19 protein-coding genes are annotated in these 22,146 nt (G+C 38.3%); 2 read left to right on the top strand and 17 right to left on the bottom strand.

Annotated elements, in window-relative coordinates; all coding sequences use genetic code 11:
• Positions 1-10: 10 nt before the first annotated feature.
• Entirely contained in the window at positions 11-2,197 is a 2,187-nt protein-coding gene (locus tag B3C94_RS17940; RefSeq protein WP_293906192.1) for a peptidase domain-containing ABC transporter, read from the top strand.
• 3 nt (positions 2,198-2,200) lie between these two features.
• The gene (locus B3C94_RS17935; RefSeq protein ID WP_293906190.1) at positions 2,201-3,478 is read left to right on the top strand and encodes an HlyD family efflux transporter periplasmic adaptor subunit; all 1,278 of its coding nucleotides are present in this window, start codon (positions 2,201-2,203) and stop codon (positions 3,476-3,478) included.
• A 648-nt stretch (positions 3,479-4,126) separates the two neighbouring features.
• Here B3C94_RS17935 and B3C94_RS17930 read toward each other — a convergent pair.
• Genes B3C94_RS17930 through B3C94_RS17855 form a run of 17 tightly spaced genes read right to left on the bottom strand, consistent with a single transcriptional unit; the run spans position 4,127 to position 22,131 of the window.
• Entirely contained in the window at positions 4,127-4,339 is a 213-nt protein-coding gene (locus B3C94_RS17930; protein ID WP_293906188.1) for a hypothetical protein, read from the bottom strand.
• Positions 4,329-4,604 (bottom strand): helix-turn-helix domain-containing protein, encoded by a 276-nt coding sequence (locus B3C94_RS23555; protein ID WP_414712696.1) that lies wholly within the window; start codon positions 4,602-4,604, stop codon positions 4,329-4,331. The genes B3C94_RS17930 and B3C94_RS23555 overlap by 11 nt, the downstream gene beginning before the upstream one ends.
• Positions 4,555-4,899: a hypothetical protein gene (locus tag B3C94_RS17925; RefSeq protein ID WP_293906186.1), complete on the bottom strand. Its 345-nt coding sequence runs from the start codon at positions 4,897-4,899 to the stop codon at positions 4,555-4,557. The genes B3C94_RS23555 and B3C94_RS17925 overlap by 50 nt, the downstream gene beginning before the upstream one ends.
• Entirely contained in the window at positions 4,899-5,420 is a 522-nt protein-coding gene (locus B3C94_RS17920) for a hypothetical protein (protein ID WP_293906184.1), read from the bottom strand. Before B3C94_RS17920 ends, B3C94_RS17925 begins: the two co-directional genes overlap by 1 nt.
• Before the next feature lie 21 nt (positions 5,421-5,441).
• The gene (locus B3C94_RS17915) at positions 5,442-6,215 is read right to left on the bottom strand and encodes a hypothetical protein (RefSeq protein ID WP_293906182.1); all 774 of its coding nucleotides are present in this window, start codon (positions 6,213-6,215) and stop codon (positions 5,442-5,444) included.
• A 20-nt stretch (positions 6,216-6,235) separates the two neighbouring features.
• Positions 6,236-7,075 carry a conjugative transposon protein TraN gene (traN, locus tag B3C94_RS17910; protein WP_293906180.1) on the bottom strand — a complete coding sequence of 280 codons (840 nt, stop codon included), beginning with the start codon at positions 7,073-7,075 and terminating at the stop codon, positions 6,236-6,238.
• Positions 7,076-7,085: 10 nt separating this feature from the next.
• Positions 7,086-8,393 (bottom strand): conjugative transposon protein TraM, encoded by a 1,308-nt coding sequence (gene traM / locus B3C94_RS17905; RefSeq protein WP_293906178.1) that lies wholly within the window; start codon positions 8,391-8,393, stop codon positions 7,086-7,088.
• Positions 8,394-8,424: 31 nt separating this feature from the next.
• Entirely contained in the window at positions 8,425-8,784 is a 360-nt protein-coding gene (locus tag B3C94_RS17900; RefSeq protein WP_293906176.1) for a hypothetical protein, read from the bottom strand.
• A gap of 2 nt (positions 8,785-8,786) precedes the next feature.
• Positions 8,787-9,404, bottom strand: a complete 618-nt coding sequence (gene traK / locus B3C94_RS17895) for a conjugative transposon protein TraK (protein WP_293906174.1) — start codon at positions 9,402-9,404, stop codon at positions 8,787-8,789.
• Between the two features lie 11 nt (positions 9,405-9,415).
• Positions 9,416-10,609, bottom strand: coding sequence for a conjugative transposon protein TraJ (traJ, locus tag B3C94_RS17890; protein ID WP_293906172.1), 1,194 nt, complete (start codon positions 10,607-10,609; stop codon positions 9,416-9,418).
• Positions 10,610-10,611: 2 nt separating this feature from the next.
• A complete protein-coding gene (locus tag B3C94_RS17885) occupies positions 10,612-11,232 on the bottom strand; it encodes a TerB family tellurite resistance protein (protein ID WP_293906170.1) in 621 nt (206 codons plus the stop codon).
• A gap of 11 nt (positions 11,233-11,243) precedes the next feature.
• Positions 11,244-11,894, bottom strand: a complete 651-nt coding sequence (locus B3C94_RS17880; RefSeq protein WP_293906167.1) for a hypothetical protein — start codon at positions 11,892-11,894, stop codon at positions 11,244-11,246.
• Between the two features lie 7 nt (positions 11,895-11,901).
• Positions 11,902-12,582 (bottom strand): conjugal transfer protein TraI, encoded by a 681-nt coding sequence (locus B3C94_RS17875; protein ID WP_293906165.1) that lies wholly within the window; start codon positions 12,580-12,582, stop codon positions 11,902-11,904.
• Between the two features lie 11 nt (positions 12,583-12,593).
• The gene (locus B3C94_RS17870) at positions 12,594-15,062 is read right to left on the bottom strand and encodes a TraG family conjugative transposon ATPase (protein ID WP_293906163.1); all 2,469 of its coding nucleotides are present in this window, start codon (positions 15,060-15,062) and stop codon (positions 12,594-12,596) included.
• A gap of 24 nt (positions 15,063-15,086) precedes the next feature.
• Positions 15,087-16,229 carry a hypothetical protein gene (locus B3C94_RS17865; RefSeq protein ID WP_293906161.1) on the bottom strand — a complete coding sequence of 381 codons (1,143 nt, stop codon included), beginning with the start codon at positions 16,227-16,229 and terminating at the stop codon, positions 15,087-15,089.
• A gap of 18 nt (positions 16,230-16,247) precedes the next feature.
• Positions 16,248-16,571, bottom strand: coding sequence for a DUF4133 domain-containing protein (locus B3C94_RS17860; protein ID WP_293906159.1), 324 nt, complete (start codon positions 16,569-16,571; stop codon positions 16,248-16,250).
• Between the two features lie 22 nt (positions 16,572-16,593).
• Complete coding sequence (locus B3C94_RS17855) at positions 16,594-22,131, bottom strand: DEAD/DEAH box helicase family protein (RefSeq protein ID WP_293906157.1); 5,538 nt, start codon at positions 22,129-22,131, stop codon at positions 16,594-16,596.
• Between the last annotated feature and the right edge of the window lie 15 nt (positions 22,132-22,146).

Raw genomic sequence — 22,146 nt, 5'->3', positions numbered from 1 at the left:
ACAATATAACGTGCTAAAGAAATTTCCTCATTATAAACAGATGGATATGATGGACTGTGGAGCTACCTGTCTCCGTATGGTCTTTAAATACTATGGACAGTTAGTTTCTATCCATAAGATCCGTAAGCTTTGTCAGACCACAAAAAATGGCGTCAATCTGCTCGGAATATCCGAAGCAGCCGAAAAACTTGGTTTTCGTACCTATGGTGTACGGTTGACCCTAGAGCAACTTGGTGAAGTAGAACTTCCCTGTCTCTTACACTGGAACCAGAACCATTTTGTGGTACTCCATAAAATCAGAAAAGGACGCTATTATATCGCGGACCCAGCAACAGGACTGATATCGTGTGAGGAAAAAGAATTTGCCAAAGATTGGTATTCTACCAAGGAACTTCATTCAGGGTTATCACTACTATTAAGTCCTGGTCCTAACTTTTATCAGTTGGACGAAGAAGAACCTGAACTTGCGCTGCAATGGGACAAGATGTTTACTTATTTTTACCGGTACAAAAAGCTTTTTCTTCAGCTGATCCTCGGCATGCTGCTGGGTACGATTCTTCAGTTAGTTACGCCATTTTTGACTCAATCTGTAGTAGACATTGGAATCAATACCAAGAACATCAGTTTTATTAACCTGATCCTGACTGCTCAGCTCATGCTATTTGCGGGAAGCACGTCAGTCTCCTTTATTCGCTCCTGGATTATGCTGCACATCAGTACAAGAGTAAATATTTCCATCTTGACGGATCTACTCATCAAGATCATGAAACTGCCCATGTCATTCTTCGACCTAAAAACCCACGGCGACCTGATGCAACGGATGTCGGATCAACAGCGTATCGAATCGTTTCTAACAGGAAATACATTAAATACACTTTTTTCCCTAGTCAATATGTTGATATTTGGAACTCTGCTGATTGTATATAACAAGACCATATTTGTAGTGTTTTTTATCGCAACGGTATTATATACTTTGTGGATATTATTTTTTATGAAATACCGGCGCGAGCTTGACCACAAGCGGTTCAAGATTTCTTCGGAAAATCAAACCTATATGGTCGAAATGATTCAGAGTATTAAGGATATTAAGTTGAATAATGCCCAGAAACAAAAACGTTGGGGCTGGGAAGCGCTACAAGCTAGATTATTCAAGTTTAAGGTGCGAAGTCTCGCATTATCCCAATATCAGTCAATCGGATCGATGGCAATCAACCAGACTAAAAGCATCTTGATCACTTATATCAGTGCCAAAGCGGTCATCGACGGCGAGATTACCCTAGGCGGCATGATGGCCATTCAATATATCGTAGGGATGGTAAGCAGTCCAGTGGAGTCTTTGTTGAGCTTTATGCAATCCTATCAGGATGCTAGGATCAGTATGGAACGTTTGAATGAAATCTATGAGACAGAGGAAGAAGAGAATATTCAGAAGGACTATCTGGACAAATTACCGTCGCAAAAAGATATTGAGATCCGTAATCTGACTTTTCGTTATTATGGTGCTGGAAATGAACCCATATTTCACAAGATTAATTTATCCTTTCCTTCCGGAAAGACAACTGCCATTGTCGGCACAAGCGGGAGCGGTAAAACGACTATATTGAAACTGTTGCTTAGGTTTTACGATTATGAAGAGGGCGAGATCCTTGTTGGCGGTAAACGTCTGGAGCAACTGGATTTCTCGCTTTGGCGGGACAGCTGTGGGGCTGTATTGCAAGATAATTATATCTATGCTGACACAATTGAACGCAATATTGCAGTCAATGACGAGTTTCCGGAAGAACGGCGCTTACAGGATGCTATCACAATAGCCAATCTGGACGAATTTATCGCGGAGCAACCTTTTGGCTTAGCAACTAAAATAGGCACAGGAGGAAAAGGCGTTAGTCAGGGGCAACGGCAAAGGCTCATGATCGCTAGAGCAGTGTATAAGGCGCCTGAATTTATCTTCTTGGATGAGGCGACCAACTCACTGGATGCCAATAATGAAAAGGTAATCATCGAAAATCTTGATCGCTTTTTCCAGAATCGGACAGTGGTTGTTGTGGCCCACCGATTGAGTACGGTAAAGAATGCCGACAATATAATCGTAATCGAAAAGGGAGAAATCGTCGAACAGGGTACACATATAGGGTTGACCCGATTAAAAGGTAGGTACTTCGAATTGGTTAAAAATCAATTGGAATTAGGGAATTAGCGGATGAAAAAATCGAATTTAATGGAAGATGATCTCCATTCCGAAGACTTACAGGAAATTATAGCGAAACCACCTTCCTGGCTACTAAAAAGGGGAATTTCACTCGTGCTTGGAACCGTACTATTGATTATAGGGCTTTCGGTATTTATCCGTTTCCCGGAAATGGTGGGCAGCCCAATAAAATTCAACAGTATAGATGCGCCAAAAGTCATTACCAGTCGAGTCAATAGTAATTTGACAAAGCTATTGATCAAGGACGGGGAACAAGTAAGCCCAGGTACTGCATTGGCTTATTTGGAAAGTACGGCAGAACACAGTCAGGTAATTATGTTGTTGCAACGCTTACAGGATTTACGCACAGGAGAAAAACAAAATTATAATCTCGAAAGTCTGATCAATCCTAAAGATTTGAATTTAGGGGAATTACAGGGAAGCTACCAAAACTTTTACCTCGCCTATCTAAGTTATAGAGCCGCAAGTCAGGATGGAATTTACCAAAAGCGAAAAGGAACACTGCAACAGGAAAAAGCTAATATAGTCCGACAATACGAGAAAGTATCCCAATCTTTTGAATTACAGCAACAACAGCTAAAACTAGCGGAAGAAGAATTTGAAAAATACCGCTTGTTGGCACAAAAGAAAGTTATTAGCCCTTCGGAGCTACAGGAAAAAGAAGCGCTGCTGCTGATTAAGAGACAAACTATACCCCAGATGGAAAATAATCTGATCGGCTACGAAGGAAGTGTACTTTCGAAAAACAAAGAATTGACTGATCTCGATAATCAGATCAATGAGGAACGCAAGAAATTTGTACAGGCTTTGAATAGTTTTATCAGCGAGGCGGAGATTTGGAAACGGCAATACGTCTTGACGAGTCCTGTAGGAGGTAAACTGATCTATGGGGCTTTTTTACAGGAAAACGAACCTGTCAAGATAGACGAACCACTCTTTTATGTAAATCCAAATAGTGATCAGTATTATGGCGAGGTATTATTATCTCAAAATACATCTGCTAAAGTCAAAAAAGGGCAACAGGTGCTGATAAAAGTCCGCAGTTTCCCCTATCAGGAGTATGGCTACCTGCATGGCAAAGTAGATTATATATCTGACATTCCAATGCGGGACAGCGTATTTTTTATTAAAGTATCACTTATTAGATCAACGCATGATGGGTTGATTACATTGAAACCAGGTATTTATGGCGATGCGGAAATTATTACGGAAGATAAATCAATATTTAGGAGAATATGGGATAATCTCACCAAAAGCCTTAGATTTTAGTGTGATCTAAACTCTAAAAGCTGTTTTATTAAAATATTGCAGGTCCAGTTGGGAGGTTTTTCTCACGCTCATTTTCGGCATTCGGAAACCCGTCTTTTTTTCTTTGGTTCCGGTGGCCTTTCCGGCCTTAGCGTTCCATCGGTAAGGTTCAATTTCCCGTCCAGCAGACAACTCTGCCCTAAAAAGCAAAAACCCTGAAAATCAAATGATTTGTAGGGTTTTTGTTCATTCGTAACCGAATGCGGTTAAAACAAAAAAAGCTAATCTTGCGATTAGCTTTTGTTTGTGATCCCGCTGGGATCAATGTGATCCGGCTGGAATCGTATCTTAAACTACATAAGTAGTTGATAATCAAAGTATTATTAGGGTTAAAAAAATGATGTCCACCATGAATGACCACCATATAATTTGAACTTTAATGAACGCTTTTGGCTAATTCCTTAGCTTTGGAATGCAAATATATACTGCATAATTTTGTTGGCAAAATTTATTTTAAAAAATATGAATTTTATTATGGTGGTCATATTTATTTCAATGGTGGTCGTTATTATATCTTGGTGGTTATATCAGATTCCGAAATCATCGGCTACAGCAGGATCGAGTTTTAGATTATGTAGTAGGTGAAGGTTTGGTTATAATCTTAATGCTTTAAGTGCACTTATTAAAAATCCATTGCCAAGCTAGGACTTTCCAATTGCTGATTAGTTTGCCTTTCCGATTTTTCCAATCCATTGCCTGATAATAATTAAAGAATTCAGCTGCGCTGTGCTGATTGCGTTTATAGTATGAAAAATAGATCGTAACATGAAACAGGTCTGGAGGAAATTCCATCCCCAGACCTGTCTTTTTATTATTTGCCATTTAAATTACTCCTTTCTTCAAGCATTCTATTTACTGCATTCCGGTCATAATAAATAGTTCTACCAATTTTGGTAAATTCTATTTTATTGCTGTTTCTAAGCGTCTGCAATGTTCCTGGACTGAGGTCCAATATTTTCCTAACCTCTTTGGATTTTATCCATCTATTTTTAGGTTCATTTGAAAAATTGGCTTTTAATATGGCGATTAGTTCTACTTTAAATTCTAGTAGATCCTGATAAGTTATGAATCTGTCTTCTCTGTTCACTGTTTACCTCCCGTTTCATGCTTACCATTGATGGTATTTTAATTGTGTGTGATGGATAATAGTCTATATAATTCTTCTCCTGCAGGTATTTCATTTTTAGATAATAGGTGCCGGGACTGAAGATTTTTGCCATTTGCATAATTTCTGCTGTATTAATGGCAAATATTGTAGTCTTGGCTTCCAAGGATATTGTGTAAAGGGCATAAAAGAGTGCTACATGGCAGCTATCAATAATATTGTCTTTACTTGATTTCTCTAAAAATGTTCTAATGACTGTATCTTGTATATGGTACATTATAACCTCCTTTTCCTGCTTCCATTCTTTAAAGCAACTTTAGGAAATTCAATAATTTTACCTTTTGAAGGTCTTTCACTCATTGATTGAACGTCACTTTTGTATGGGTTATTTCTGGTGATCTTTAGTTTGTTGGATTGTTCAAAATCGCCGAGCATTTTGGTAACTTCCGGTGAAGAAGGTTTTAAAACCTCCTTGGTTATAGTCTTACTTGGTTTGATCTTACTATATAATTCATTAGATAAGTTTTGAAGATAGTTACCCATCCTTGCGGCAATTCTTGATGATATTTTTGGATAAATTTCCTTTTCAAGTTTGCTATAATAGCCCTGTAGGATTTTCTTGCTTAGTTTTTCCTCCTCGGATAACTTACCCGTTTTTTTCTCAAGGACACTTCGAAGTTTCGCCAATTCCGCTTTTTGAAACTCTTTGGACGTAACAAACCAGGGAGGAAACATTTTTTCAAATCTGTCTTTCCACTTTTGAACATCATCCCACCATTTGAAAATTCTGTTTGTCATACTGGATAGATTGTGGGTGTGCTATTGCACACCCTGTGATTTTTTGTTTTTGCCTTGCTTTTGGGCTCCTTTGACCAACTTGTCCGATTGCTTCTGTTTTTGATCAGGGGCCAATCCCTCTTTTTTTTTATGTACGAAAAACTGTTTTACCAAATTCTCGTCATAGATGTTTAGGGAATTGTATTTAGGCAGCGCTTCGAGGTAATGCTTTTTAAATTCCCCGTCTTTTTCTATTAATACAGATTGAAGATTTCCCCGTTCCAGACTTTGAAGCAAGTCGGCCTTTTTAGAAGGTATCTCCAGATTTTTAATCGGAAGTTTACTCAGCAGGGCTTCAAGATCATATTCATTACGTTTCCTGATGATTGGCTCTCCTTTATTGTTTTTAATCGTATTATCCAGGTAGGACCATGATTTTAGTTCTTCAATCTTGCTGCCTTCTTCCTTGTTCTCTAATTTCGAATAAGCCTTTAATACTGATCTACCTTCCAATAGGTTAAAGGCTTCTTTTAGAGAAAAAGTTTCCTGATTACTTACTTTGAAACTTCGGGCCAAAGGCTCCATTTCCTGTCTGTTGATTTTAAGATCATAGGAATTAAAAAAGTAATTACCTTGGGTAGAAAGTGAGTACTTTAAGTCGGCTTCAACTCTCTTTCCATTAATTTCCTTTTCAAAATGGAGTTCAAATTTTTCATTTGCTTCCGCCATTTTCTGTCTGAGTTCCGGTATGAGCTCTTCTCCAAATCCGGTATACACTAAACGTTTCTCCAGATACTGTGCATTTTCTTCTTTCATATAAACCTCCCTGGTTTTTATTAATTAATAGTTCTTGCTTTTAAAAGCTGTTTGTTAGTGATTTTGAGATCAAGAGCACGGCCGCCGTTTAATTCCTGCATTTCTATTTTCATATGCTTCTTGTCTGGTATAGTGAATTTGTCCATTACCAAAACAATAATGTTTTTTGCATTGCCTTCTACACGATTAATATTTCCAATCGTGTAGGAAGGGGATAGTCTTATTTGTTGGACAGCTGTTCGCTTAGTCTGTTTGGAATCCTTAAGATAAATCTGGAACTGGTCGATATCATAGTTGATGTTTGTATTGTTTTCCATGGTTACTTGAAAATAAAGTTGATCATTGTGGATATATATACCATTTACTGCCAAACCTATACCATTGTCTTTTTCAACCAAACCTTTTATAAAACCTTGTTTCGCAACAATTCTTGTAGCGATATCTTTCGTTACGGCCTCAGATGTTGTTCCTTCTATAATCGCTAATTGTTGAACAGGAATGTTTAAATCGGCGACTTTAAAATTCAGGGTTCCAGGATTATTATTGAAGCGTAGCATGAAAGAATATAAAGCCCCTTCGGATGTAATTACTGTTAAATTCGTGGGCGATAAACTTTCTGTTCCGGCCTTAATTTGGAGCACGTTTTCTACATTAGGAACTTTCTGAACCATAACATCTGAGGAACCACGGTCCACGCTTTTTATGGAATACGGGAATATGAGGTTAGTCGTCTTATCAAATGAGATAGCGATATTGTATGGTTCAATAATTCCATTTATAGCTGTTCTGGAAATTTGGCCGGATGCCGTTGTTAAGCCAAATGTGATTAATGCGAAAAATAGGATGATGCTTGTTTTCATAATATATTTTTTAGAATGAGGAATTTTGTTTGTTTTTATTGTCCTTGAGCAAGATTTTATACCCGGCTTTTAGCTCGACTTTAACCAACTTTATTTTTTTACTAAACAGGTTTTTACCAAGTTCAATTCCGGCTGATGCTGCTTGTGCACCTAATGATTGATCAAAGCTGCCGAGGCTTAAACTTGAAATGGCTTCGTTAGAGTTTTGCTTGACCACATCTCTGGTTATTGTACCAGGAATTCGTATTCCTGCTAATCCGTCCAAATCATATACCGTCAGACTAACCGGAAATAGGTGTTTTTTGTATCGAATACTTTCTATCTCTATCGTTAACCTTTCCCCATTAAGTTGTACCTGACCGTATATAAATTCGTTTTTAGGTATCCGTTGACCGTTTACAAATACATCTTCCGTCAGCCTTAGCTTTACTGTTGATCCGGTAACCAGGGTCTGGTTATCATGAATTACTGCTGAGATACTATTAGCATCGGTAGGTGAACTTTCATCATTACTTAAACCAAAGAATTGGTTATCTTGCCTATTGGGATCGGATTGATATTCAATGGTATAGTCTTTTACTGATTTATTGTCCAGTAGCGTGTATGGGACGGATTTCTTTATAGTACCGACTCCAAATACCTGTCCGGTGTTTTGTTCAGATTTCTCTTTTAAGCGTTGTTGAACTCTGGCGGGATGTTGAATATCCAAGACGTTTTCCAGGACATTGTTGATCTGGTCCATTTCCGGGTCAGCACTTTGTTTGCCTGAACCCATTTCCATCATCATCGATTGAAGGCGAGCAATATCTTCCTTTAAGTCTGAAATTTCTGCATCTTTCTCAAAATTGTTTATCTGCGAAGAACCGTATTGGGGAACCATAACCTGATTCTTTTGTAGTACAGAGTTTAACTCGGTGAGTTTAGCATATACTTTTTGTTCATTGGGATCACCAAAAGCAGAAGGATATCCTGCCTTTTTATCCAGCAATCGTAAACCACTATCCATTGTCGAATCCATACCTGCACCATAAGATGAATAATATGGGTCTTGTCGCGCTGCTTCTTCACGTTTTAAAGAATCCTGTCTTGCCTGTTCATAGCTGGAAATTTTATCCTGTCCAGATACTGTTCCTTTTTTTGCATCAGGTAATAAAACATTTAAACCCGAAGATGGCTCCGATGCCCTTGTTTCGTTTGTTTTTCCACCTCCCATTGCCCAGAAAAATATAGTTAACAAAGGGATGGCCACAAGAGGAAGTACTAAGAAGAACTTCCTTTGTCTCTTTTCTTGTTCGGTTAATTGTTGTACCATAATCATTATTTTTTGTGTTTTAAATTGTTTGATGATTCTAATTCACTTTATCCTTCCATTCATTTATAGAGTCAAGTAGGGTAGGTCTAGCTTTGTACAGGCTATCCAATAAAATTTTCCCCTCAGCTGTTTGAGTTAAACTATCCAGGTATTTATTCAAAGCAATCATTTCTTTATTTAATTGCTGTTGTTCTGGGCTGCTTGTCATTATAGGTACATTGATTTGTGAAAAGGAAAGTGAACCTTTTGCGCCACCCAGAAGTAGAAAAGTGCAATACAGCATTAGTGGAATCAGGAAAACCACTAAAAGGAGTTTTTGCTGAAAGAAACTTAATCTGGCAGTCCTTCTTCCTAAGCCACCGGCTAGATTTTTTAATAGTGAATTCTTCTGTTTCATAATTATCTGTTTTTAATTTCTAGGTCTTTATTGTCGAGTATTTTCCACTTTTCAATCAGAAATCCGTGAGGGTTGTTGTCCGATTGCTCAACTTCCCTCAGCGTTCCTGTCGTAACAAGGCTTCTGAGTACCAGGGAGGTGGGCCGGGTAATTTCTTGCTTACCGTAGAATATGAAAGAAATCGGATCAGCAGTATTGTTTACTGATACACTATCAATAAAAACCTTTGTGTTTACATTACCTGAAACCAGGCCGACATAGTAATTTGATTCTCTTAGGTTGTCGTATTGCTTTTTTGCTGAGTTGTCAGCCAGGTATAAGGCTTCATTAATTGTGCTCTGGATTTGTTGTTCGTCCGGAGCTAAAGTGAAAAAGGCTTTATGGAAATTTTTAATATGGCTTTTTGCCTGAACAATTAGGTTTTGTTTGCGATCTGTAGCCAATGCTTTTATTGCCTGACCATTTGCCAGGACATAAATCTTACCCTGCACTGTTTTAGCCATATCAAAACTCTTATAAATCGTAAGACCACAAAGGCTAAATGAGACAATTACAACACAGAGCATATTAAAGCGAAGCTGCCTGAAAGCGGTATCTAAGTTTTTTGCTTTTTGAAACATAATCAAAGGGTTTATGAGTTTCCACTAAGTTTATCTTTAAAATAATCCTGATTTGACTTTTGGCTGGCCATATCAGATTGCATGGAAGAAGCTTTATTTCCGTTCTGGTCAGTTACCATCCCACCTAACTTCATTGCTGCACCTGTAGCCATGGAAGATCCCCCACTGGCAATGGTGCTAAGGCCGCCTCCAAACATGGTTGTGATTTTCTGCTGTAGGGCACCGCCGCCAGCTGCGTGAACTAAATAATTGGCGACTGTTGGAACAGTAAAATATCCTACTATTCCGATAATCATAAATACCAGGTATCCAATATCAGTTGCACTAAAAAATGTATCCCCGGCTTGTTCTAATTGCCTCACGTCAAGCTTTACCATTTCTTCTTGTACTTTTCCTATGATTGCTCCGAAAATATTGGCAATGGGCAGCCAGAGAAATATATTTATGTATCGGCCCAACCAAACTGAAAGGGTATGTTGAAAGCCATCAAATACGGCTAAACCAAATACCAGTGGACCCAAGATCGCAAGGACGATTAATTGGAATGTCCTTAGGGTATTGATGCAAAGGGCGGCTGCCTGATATAATACCTGTAGCACTTCGCTCATCCATTTTTTTATAGAGTGTTCGAATTGGTATGAATACCTTTCTAGCGCAAAATCAAAGCTATTTCCTAATTTATCTATTGTCCATTCCTCGGATGGGTCTTCCTGGTACTTCGTCCTGTACCACTCGTCGCGGTCACCGCTGCCGGTAATACCTACATACATTTTCCACTTATCTGTCTTTTTTAGGGCTTCTTCTCGTTGTTTAAGTAAAAGCTCCATACTCTTGTTAGAATTTTCCACCATTGCTGCCGTACCGGTAACAGTAGGTTTCATCACACCATTGATAAGGCCGATGACTGAGGGGAAGATTAGGATGCAAAATCCAATGGCAAACGGTCGAAAAAGGGGATAAAAATCAATTGGTTCCGCATTAGATAAGTGTTTCCATATTCTTGACGCGATATACCATAAAGCTGCAAATCCTGCAATTCCTCTTCCTACCCCTGTTAGTTGACTACATAAAGGCATCATGGTATCATAAATATTATCCAATACAGATTGAAGGCCCATTATACCATCAGCTACTTGCGCTTGACTTTGAAATGGAAATAGGAGTAGGATAACCCCAACAATGAGTAATTTATAAAATGTATTCATGGCTATTTATTTAGATTTTTAAGATTTTCTATTTCTACCTTTTCTTTTTGGCGCAGGATTACAGTTAAAGAAGTCTCTTTATTAAATTGACGAAGGAACAGCAGCTTATCTTCCATTTCCGCAAAAATTCTGTCGATGGCACCCAACCGCTCATCATCCGTCATTCGTAATTTTCCTGCTGTAATGACCATCGCGAGCTCATCGAGGCTTTTTAAGGATTGATCTATCAGATTAGAGTAGGTTTTGCTCAACCTATTTAGTTCTTCCGGTTTGAAAACCCCAGCCTGCCTAAATTGGGAAAAGGCAGTTTTATATTCTTTTACGAGTTTAACCTGGTAATCTATAGTAAGTGGAACCTTCCTGTATTTTTTCACTGCCGGACTAACTTCCAACAACCCGTCAAGGAATTGCTTATGGATGTTGAAATTTCCTTTGGAAATATCCTTGACTGTGTTATAACCACCTTCAAGTATTTTATACCCGTCCTTCATGTCAGAGAGTATTCTTTTAAACTGGGAAAGTTTTTCTACATTTAATAGTAGCTGGGCTATCTCCTGTTCCTGTCCATAGCTCTTGGATAAGATGCCGCAAAGGAATAAAAGGGATACACATATAATTTTCATTTCCTTATTATTTATTGTTCATTAATATTTTTCATTGTCTGGTTCTCCAGCAGTTTTTGTTCTGTGGATCTTTGAAATAAGATAATCTCCCTGCGTAGGTTTTGTGTGCTCTGGTAGAGCAAAAGAATTTCATTAAGAATCTTATTAATTCTTGTTATCCGTTCATCATCTTTTAATTCCATAACTCCAGGGTCAACAGTGGTAATCAATTCTTCCAATAGCTTTTGAGACTCAGTCTTCATTTTTAAAGTTATTTGGAGCATAGATTGCTTTTGTCCAAGAGTAAGAAGGGGATCAGCATTGATCATCTCTTTTAATTCATGGATAATGTTACCTATCTTTTGTTCTGTTTTGATAATATCCATTACTCTGGGATGTGTACTTATTGCCGGATTGATCCTTTTTAAGGAGTTGAAGTAATCATTGTGAAGATTAAATTCTCCTTTTGTAAATTGATTTATGGAATTAAGCCCGGACTTATATATTTTATATCCCTTTTTGCCCAGATTTATATAGGCTTCTAAAGCAGCAATTTGCTTAAGTAAATACTCTTTTTGTGTTTTTTTCTGCCTGAACCATTCTTTAAAGTTGGGCGTCTGGCCGTATGTCCTTTGTGTAAAGAATAAAGAGAAAAGGACTAAACAAATCAGTAATATTTTCATAATGTGTCTATTTTAGGCCGTACCATATTTTAATATTCCTGATATCAATCTCCGATTTAGCGCGTAGAAGGCTTAATGTTCCATTTTTCTGGGTGAAGGATTTAAGATCTGAATAATTGCCCTGGACGTTATCGGCTACTTTTGATATAATTTCCAATCTTTTTGCATCGCTCATTTGGGTTTTAAAGCTGTTTATTACCAGGGAGAGCTCTTCAATATTTTTTAATGTTTCTGATAGTATACCGGCATAGATGGAGCCCATATATTCCAATTCACGTGCTGAAAAATGTTTATCGTTACTAACTATTTTCCAGCTTCTTTTATATTCTTCAACAATGCGGAGTTGCATATTCATTATGTCCCGGATGCGCTGGTAGTAGGAAATAAGGCTTTTTACTTTATGCAGTTCATCGAAGTATTGCTGGTATTGTTCCTTTTGTTTTTTGCTCCAGTCAGAAATTTCTTCCAGCTTGACTTTTGCCAGGGTATTCTCCAATGTTTTTTGAGCATTTTGCAACCAGATTGTTTTGTTTTGTGCCCTTTGAATAGCCAGGTCAGCAGCCTTAATAGCTTTAACAATTGCAGCTTTTATAATTTCATAAATTCCTGCGTTGGCAGATGTAGTCGGGAGAAAGCTAATGCTGCAAGTGAGCAGTACAATCCATAATAGTTTCACTTGTTTTTTCATAACCAATGTTTTTATTTAGCTTCTTTTATTTCTTTGGCCAGTACAGCGATTCCTTTTTTGATGTCACCATTAAAGCGTGCTGCATATTGTTCAACCTTTACCTTTTCCGATTGCTCGGTAGTGTAAGCCAGGTATTCCTCCAGGGAGACTTCAGTTCTGTATACTTTACTTAATTGTCCACCCAGGCTGATAAATACTTCCTTGTACTTGCGCCCTGGCTCATTTGATTTATTGACTGAGAGTACTAAGGTTTTTTCCTTTTGTGTTAGGCCCAATAATTCTTGAATCTGGTCAAACTTGTTTTGATATTTTGATTGGTCTAATAAAATCTTACAATCTGAATTGTTTATAATCGCCTGTTTAACGATAGGGGATGAAATAATGTCCTGAATTTCCTGAGTAACCACAATGGCCTCACCAAAATGCTTCCGCACAGTTTTAAACAGATATTGTATGTATTGAGAAAACCCTTCTTTCATCAATGCTTTCCATGCCTCTTCGATTAAGATCATTTTCCTTATGCCCTTTAGCTTTCTCATTTTTGAAATAAAAACCTCCATAATGATCAGCGTAACTGTTGGAAATAGGATAGGATGATCCTTAATATTATCCAGTTCAAATACAATAAATCTTTGGTTCAGCAGATCAAGATTTTTAGAAGCGTTGAGCAAATAGTCAAATTCCCCACCCGCGTAATAAGGACGAAGGACATAGAGAAAATTATCAATATCAAAATCACTAATCTTTACCTTTTCTTGTTGTAGCTGGTTTATGTAGTCCGATTGCAGATATTCATAGAAAGAATTAAATCCAGGGAATATACTTTTGTTACTTTCTAAATGAGTAAAGTATCCAGATATTGCGTTGGATAAGGCGACGTATTCTGATCGCTTGTATACTTCATCATCTTTCTTCCATAGTGCTATTAATAATGTCTTTATGCTTTCCTTTTTCTCTGTATCCAGGTAGTCACCAGGACCGATATAAAATGGATTAAAAGCAATAGGTTGGGTTTCAGAATAGGTGAAATAGTAGCCATCAACCATTTCACACAAACCTTTATAGGAATGGCCTACATCAATTAATACTATATGTGTTCCTTGTTCAAAATAGGAGTGAACCAAGTGATTGGTAAAAAATGATTTGCCTGAGCCAGAAGGACCAATGATAAATTTATTTCTATTGGTACATATGCCTTTCAGGATTGGCTCATCACTAATATCCACATGGATTGGTTTACCAGTCAGTCTGTCTCCAAGGCGGATGCCCATTGGGCTGATGGAATCCTTATATCCTGTTTCCAGGTTTAAAAAACAGGAAGCTTGAGTTACAAAGGTGTCAAATGATTCATTTAAGGGGAAGTCTGCCGCATTTCCAGGGATGCCAGCCCAGAAAATTTGCGCAGCACCCTGAGTTTCTTCTTTCGCTACTGCGTCCATCTGCGAAAATGCAGAAGAAACCATATTCTTCAGGTCTTTCAGCTTATCAGATTCTTCCGACCAAACCATAAGATTAAAATGTGCTTTAACCGGGAGCCTTCCTTCAGAAATTGCTTCATTAAGGAAGTCATTCGTAGCATCTCGCGCAATAGTATTTGCACGGCTATAGGCAGATAGAGATTGCAAGCGTAACCTTTTAGTTTCTAGTTGCTTTACCGTTTTGACAGGCTCCTCAATAATGATATACTGGCTATATATGTGATTACAGGGCAGCAATTGTCCCAGACTTGAAGCAAAGCCAACAGAGAACTTGGTCCGGTCTGTACTGTATTTTTCATAATTAATACGGCTTCCACATAGGGGTGGCAAATTTTCCGGCTCTGATATTGTGTAGAGTTGGCAAAAATTTACCCCTATTTTCAATACCGGCTTTATCTCAATGTCCCTGATTACTTTTTGTTCCTGGGACAGATTAAGAAATGTATATCTTTCAAGAAGACCTATCGTATTTGTGCTACTGAATAGGTCCTGTTCACGTACTCTGGTCAGGGTTACCAGGCCGCTATCCTCGAGGATCTGCTTAAACTGTCCACAGCAATCCAAAAAATCCTGGAGGGCATTTTTTGATCGGCTTTGAACAGGTGCAAAATGCGACCGTATTAAAGTTGAAAAAAGGCTGCTGGATGGTTTACGACCATCCGCTTTCTTTGTCAACATAATATAGCAGTGGTGATCCAAATATGGTCTTTCGTTAAAAAAATGTTCGCTTGATCGAGAGAGAAAGCTTGAGTCTGACTTTTCAAAGTCGGCTTTAAAGCCAGATTCCGTAAACCAATCCTGCTTACACAACGTACTATTATTTGGTAGTACTTTAATGGCCTTCACCCAGGCCTGGTGAAATGCTTCATATTCACTATTGCTTAGGGTAAATATCTCAGGAAGATTTACCTTATAAACTACAGTAATATCACCTTGTTTCGACAAGATGCAATCATGTTCAATATCCAATATTGGAAATATATCCTTTAACCACTTTTCCATTCTTCACGATTTCCTTGTTAATAATTACATGCCTAATCCATTTCTTTTGCCAGGATTTTTAAGGTGATTTTCTTTCTTCTGGCTGTTTTCTTGTTCACTTATTTTGTTTTCCTTAATGAGTTCCGGTAGAAATGTCTTTTCAGGCAATACAATCCGGGCCTCCATGCTATTCTGAATTGGATAGCTATTCAACAATGCCGTTGGGTCATTACAGTATTTTCTACCGGCCGAAACAGGATCGAGCGTAATCAAATCCGGTAGGATGATAAATACATGGTTTTTGGGTAGTTCTGTCAACATTCCGTAATCGTAGTCCACTTTCCGGTTCAATACATCGTAGAAGTAAACAAAGCGATTATCATTTTCATCAAACCTTCTTGGACTGTTTTCGTCAAGGATTATTCTTTTAAATGGATCACTGCATGATCGTAATTCCTCCATTCTGGCATCGATGTAATAGTCTTCATCCACTATCCTGATTATAGGTAACTTTCCCTTTTCGATCCGCTCAACTATAAAATCCGGGTGTGATCTGAGATCCTTATCGTTATGGGGTAGTCTATCCTTGGAAATACCATATACTTTTGCTACTTCTTCGGGAGCCAATTTTACTAATTGGTCAATTTGATGGAGGTTGGGTAAGTAATCATAGTTACCAAGTACACCATCATTATCTGTGAACAGCTGGTACTTGCCATTTTCAATTTCCAGGTCTCTTATGGACACTGTATTGAATGGCTGTTCAACCTGTCTTAATTCGAATAACGATACATCTATTTCATAGTTGAACCCATCCAGTTCAATTGTCGGGAATGTAACTTCTGGTAATCGTATGTCCAGGTTTTGGATTCTTTCGTAGTTGGCTTTATCAATGAGCCTGATGCCCATTTTTTCAGAAAAACTATGGTTAAAGCGTTCTGCAAATACTGATTGTTCTGCGTAACCTTCAAATATTGATTTTGGTATCCGCACAGATTCAGCGTTTTCTTTCTTTGGAATTAATTGTCCGTTTCCAATATTGACCTTCATTTCATAACTATGGTCGTGTTCTATTAATTGCTCAAACAAAATTTTGTTTTCAGGTTGCCCAACCTGGCTGATAAACTCCAGGACATTATTAATTCTATAGATATGCTCTCCAATAAGGAATTTTGGTTCTTCGTTCATTGTTATCCGTTTTAATTTTTAAGATTTGGATTTTTTCATAAACACTAATCGACTTTTAGTTTTGATTACATCCGGCATTAGCCTTTTGGCCATTAATTTGCTCAGTCCATGAACCCCATATCGTTTACTCATGGCGTATATTTTATTTATAGAAATAATACCCAGGATACCGGTTAACGCGATGCATAGATATTGGTTCATCCCTATTAAATATAAAGTGGCAAACAGGATCATCAGGATGAGTACTGTGGCTCCGAGGTACCATATATATTGAGCTTTAAGGCCTCTAAATTCTATTGCTGTATTAATCCCCTTATTTATTTTATAAATACTGTTAGACATATTTTCAAATATTTAATGTTCATTATAAGCCCATTCTCCGTGAATGAACAATCTCCGGCCTGGTAATGGGTAAAACCTTAGCCACCGTTATACTATTTTCTGGTTTGTCTGGAAGTTTGTCTTCCATGTGTACCTCATTATGGGCAGTACCGTTTAATACCAACTGCCTGTCTTGAATTGCTTTTGTAATCTCCTGCTCTAATTGTGCTACTGCCTTCTTTTTTTCATCTAATAGTTTTTGCTTTTCAAAAGCCTTTTGTGAAATGATAGAAAGAAGCTTAATTTCTTGGGAATTTTTATCAATCCGGGCACGGTACTGTTCGGCAATATTGGGTGCTCGGTCAATGGCATTGAGATAATAGCGTGCAGCCAATTTCGGATTATCAACATTTGGCGTCCCATGATTATAATCGTACCGAATGCCAGAATCGGTTCTTGTTGCAAATAGGTTGTTATGATAGGCGTTTTCTCCTGTAAGAGAATGGTTTTCCTTTTTTTCAATAAAAAGATCGAAACCATATAGAGAACCAATTCGCTGAACTCCCGAAGCCCCGGCCGTCGGTTTCCAGTGTTGATATAGATCAATGATATGATGGCCTAATATTTCTGCTTCATTACTTTTTACACCAATTAGCTTTATTGGATTTTCCTTTGTTCCATCCTTTCCATAACTGAGCTGATCCAGGTAAAAAGTAGCGTCATTTTCCAATAAACCTAAAGTCTTTTGCTCTTGTTCATTATCCTTTGTCAGCCGTTCTAAAGTAGCCCGCGACCGTGCGATTTCTTTGTAGTGTGCAGCTCTTAGACTTTCCAAGCTTAAGATTTCCTTATCAAGTTTGGCCTTTTCCAGCATAGTGGTATCGCCAGAGAGAACTGCAATATATTCTGCGAAATTCATTCCCGATTGTTCGTCGAGTGCTCCTTCGTCAATTTTTCTCACTGCCAGGCTGTTATTTTTCAATTGACTGATAAAAACCTGTTTGTTTTTATTTAAGTTAAATCGGTAATTATCCAACGATTTTTCTGTAGCGTATATGTAATTGCGGACTTTGTTTTCGAAATGTGTCTTAGCCAACCAATTTCCCTGGCGTGCACCTCTACCATTGCGCTGTTCAAATTCAGAAGGTTTCCAGGGGATAGTTAGATGGTGCATCGCAACTATCCTTTTTTGGACATTTAGGCCGGTTCCAGCTTTTTCTGTCGATCCAATAAGCAAACGGATGGTTCCGTTGTTCATTTTTTGGAACAATTCAGGTTTTTTTGCATCAGACCAATCATGAATAAAAGTGATTTCAGCTGCCGGAATATTAAAGTCAGTGACCAGTTTTTGTCGAATGGCCTCATAGAGGTTAAATCCTTCCGTTCCAGGTGTGCCCAAGTCGCAAAAGATAATTTGTGTTCCTTTATGTAATTGGCTTTCTTTAAAAATATCAGCCACTTTCCGGCAACATGAGTTTACCTTATTGTCCGGGTGATCGCTGAATAAAACTGGGTCGATCAATCGCATATCCGTTGCCATTTTGGTAGCCATATTAGTTGCAATAAGCATTTTGGCTTTTTCTTCTGTTGGGGATAGGGGTAAACGGCCAAGAAGGGTGGCATCACCGGTCTGTGCGAATTGCATGAGTTTTTCAATAAATGCCTGCTGCTCTTCGCTTGGTTTTAACGGAACCAGTATTTCTTCGAGTTCTGGCTTGTCTAAATTGATATGTTTAGCGGTTTTATGGTCGGTTATTTCGGCATAAGAAGTTGCCAGTTCAGGTACTTTTATAAATTCCCTAAAACGTTCTTTGGCAATAATTTCGTTGGTTATACTAAATTCAAAATCTGTTGACTTGCGGGCATAAACGGCTGCCCATCCATCAAAATGTTCAATCCCCTGGCGTTCCATTTCACGGGGCCGAAGGTATTTGTTGATCAGGTATAGTTCGGTAAGGCTATTAGAAATAGGAGTACCGGAGAGAAACGTTACGCATAGATCTGTTTGGAAACGTTGTTGCAGGTCCCTAACTGCGTAAAGCATATTTAAAGCGCGCTGGCTACCGGCTTGGTTACCTAAACCCGCAACTCGACTGTGACGGGTAGTAAAGGTCAAGTTTTTGAACTTGTGGCTTTCGTCTAAGAAGATGTGGTCAATATTCATACTTCTGAAGTCTATATCACTATCCTTTCTTTGGCCAATTTTATGTTCCGTCTCTTTGAGGCGTGCTATGAGATTTTGTTTGCGTATTTCAAGTCCCTTAATTTCCCCTTTACTGCTATTTCCTCGTAATTCCTGCATTGTGACCAGATCTGCAGTCACATTGGATAGTTCCTGGCTTAAAACTTGCTGCATTATTTCTGGCGACTGTTCTATTTTGGAAAACTGGTCATGCGTTAAAATGATGCAATCCCAATCATTATTTTTTATTTCGTTGAAAATGCGACCTCGTTCTTTCGGAGTAAAATCCTCCTTTCCTGGAAAGAGAATTTTTGCATTAGGATACGCATTGCGGTATGTTTCAGCTATTTGGCTAACATTTGCTTTCATAGCCAGGATTACCGGCTTTTGCGCTATACTTAACCTGCGCATTTCTTGTGCTGCGGTAATCATGGTGAGGGTTTTGCCTAAACCAACTTCGTGGTCAATTAAAGCTCCTCTATTTTGTAGAACTCTCCATACAGCACTTTTTTGCGATTCGTATAGGTCATCAATTCCAAGTGCTGCTTTATCCAGGCCAGGAAAGGTGAGGTGTGCACCATTATATTCCCTTAGTCGGAAACAATTAAAGGTGTTGTTATATATCTTTACCAAATAGTCCTGTCTTTGCTGAGGTAGTTCTGACAACCACTGAATAAAAGCCGATCGAATAGCTTCAATCTTCTGGTGCGCCAGCTGGGTGGCTTCATTATCCGGGAGCTTACGATCAGCGCCACTTGCATCTTTTACCGTATAGGTAAAAAATGGAGCCGTATTTTCCAGGGCATTTTCCAGCAGGGTAATTCCATACATGTTTTTGCCACTAATCGGTTTAATAGCAAATTCTTGCGTAATTTTTGCGTTATAACTTTCTGCCTTAACCTTAAATTCATCTCTTGATCTTAGGTAGGCTATTTTGACTGGAGTTTCAAAAAGATAAGTAGCAAAATCTTCATAATAATCCAAAGGAATCCATCGTTCCCCGAAATTAAAATCCAGTAATTCAAATGGAATGGGTTCTGGTTGAACTCCTTTTAACGATTGGACACAGTGTTGCCATTCGGCATTATCAGGCGCTGCTTTTAGTATTTTCATAGCAGACTGCAGCTTTTCTACTACATTTCCGCTTAGATATTGATCCGCTGTTAACCAATTTCCATTATCAGGATCTTGATATAATTCATCTCTAAGTGCTGACCGTACTTCTGATTGCCCTTTATTCATTATAGTACTGATCAGGTTAAGGTCTACAGTTCCTTTTTCTGCCAGACAATAGGCGAGGGCTTCCTTTGCATCTTCGGTAGTAAATGCTTCTTTTGGTGCAAAAATGTTGTAAGAAAGAAAATCTGCTTTGGCAAATCCCTCTCTGGTCTTCTTCTCCAGGCAGGATAATATATTGTTGCCATGTGCAGTATCAATCCTTATCCTCTTGGACAATGTTGTATCATTTAAGGACGGAAAACCATTGGTTAATTGGTCATAATGCCTATTTAAATCAGATCTCAATGTTCCCGAATCGCTTTGCCCTGCATGTTCAAGCTTATATAATTCATAATAAGTGTTTCTCAACGCTATATAATGCATAAAGAAATCAAGCTGTTCATCTTCGCCGGAAACTTTGTTTAAGGTGGCGGTGGTCCTGTCTTTATTGATCTCCTTTATGGTATATAGTGCATTTTCATGGATGATAAGGGTTCCGGAGCTGTAAAATGGTTTTATGTCCAGTTTTGATTCAAGGTTATTGCCTTTTAAAGGGAATAGGTTATGAATCTGATCATCAGCATGAATATTATATTCATGACTATATTGATTCAACTTATTGGTCAACGTGGCGCATTCTTGTTTAATGCCAGTTGCATTTTGCCATTTTTCGGTGGTCCAATTTCCAAAAGCATTTACATATACTTTATACATAAAACGGTTGGTGCCTTGCCTTTTTGAAGCAATGAGCACTGCCAGATCATGATTGGGATTATCTTTAGTGGAAATTGTAGCAAGTACTTTTGCCGAAGCTTTATGAACAAAGAGTTCGTCTCTTACACTGATGTATGCCTGAGCGCGGTTTATCTGCTCATTGGGTAGCGCTTCAAATAGGCCCAGTTGAAAAGATACTTCTTCTTGATGGTTTATATAGGGGGCAGGGATATAATCAATTCTGTAAGAGGATTGATCAGAAGCAAGTTCGTGATTTGGTTGCGGTATAGTTTTATAGGCCTGATTTAGTTTAAGAAGGTTTAAATTCTTCGAAAAATCTGTGCGTAGAATATTATTAAGGTTTTCTGCAATTGCTTCGATGGGCCCGGATTGCCTAATTTTCAGGTGGGCTTGGCCATATTGGTTTTTACCTGGGGCAATTTGGTCACCCATGCGGATCTGTGGATGGTTAAGGATATAGTTATTTATGAAATAGGTTCCATCATCTTGTTCCTGTTTTTGGGTTTGAATGAGGATATTATCTATTTCATTCAATATGGTTTTGCCGTTGTTTTTTTGAACGATCAATAAATGGGTTGGTGCGTCAGTGCCACCGGTATCGCTCATCAGGTTTTCAGGCAGCACAGACAGGGATATAAAATCTGCTCTGCTGAACAAGTATTTTCTGGCTTCCAGGTTTGCAGGGTTATTTAGGAAAGTATCTGTGGTAATAAAAGCCAACAGGCCTCCATCTGCTACTTTTGAAATGCCTTTAGCGAAAAAATAATTGTGAATACGTTCCCGAATTACTGCATGTTCTCCGATAAGCAAGGGATCATGAACTCTAAAGTTTCCAAATGGAATATTGCTCACCATGAGATCTACCATTTCTTCTTCTGCTTCCGCAGTTTGTTCAAACCCTATTGGCTGTACCTCCGTGTTGTGCTTCCAGCTTTTACTTATTGTTTTTAATACCCTGGCAGTTAAAGAGTCCTTTTCAATCGCTTTTATCTGGATAAGGTTTGGAAAGTTGCGAATTGCTTGTTCGATAAAAATGCCCGTACCAGCTGAAGGTTCATAAAGGTATTTCGGATGGAAACCAATATCGGTCAATGCTCTATATATAGTTTCAGGAACAAAATCCGGGGTATAGAATGCCGTTAAAGTGCTGTTTTTTAATGATTCGCAAATTTTATGGAAATCATTATTGTCATAGTACGTCGAAATTAGCTGGTACAATCGTTGTACAGGCTCATGTAATCGCAAATCTGCTTGAGCTGCGCCATTTTCTTTCCAACTATTAATAGAACCCTGGCCGAAAAGTATGGCCTTTATGCCACCGAAGCCTGAATACTTTCTCAGTTGATCCAGCTGCTGTTGGGTTGGCACATCCTGATCGGTTAGGGATAGAGCAATTTCCAGTGCTCCGATGTTATCGGATAATTTTTGTAAAGCATTATAAGCCATTTCTTCACTATTTCG

This window comes from Sphingobacterium sp. UBA5670 (assembly GCF_002420705.1).
Lineage (GTDB): Bacteria > Bacteroidota > Bacteroidia > Sphingobacteriales > Sphingobacteriaceae > Sphingobacterium.
The sequence above is the reverse complement of the archived record's forward strand: the minus strand, read 5'-3'. Positions and strand labels throughout refer to the sequence as shown.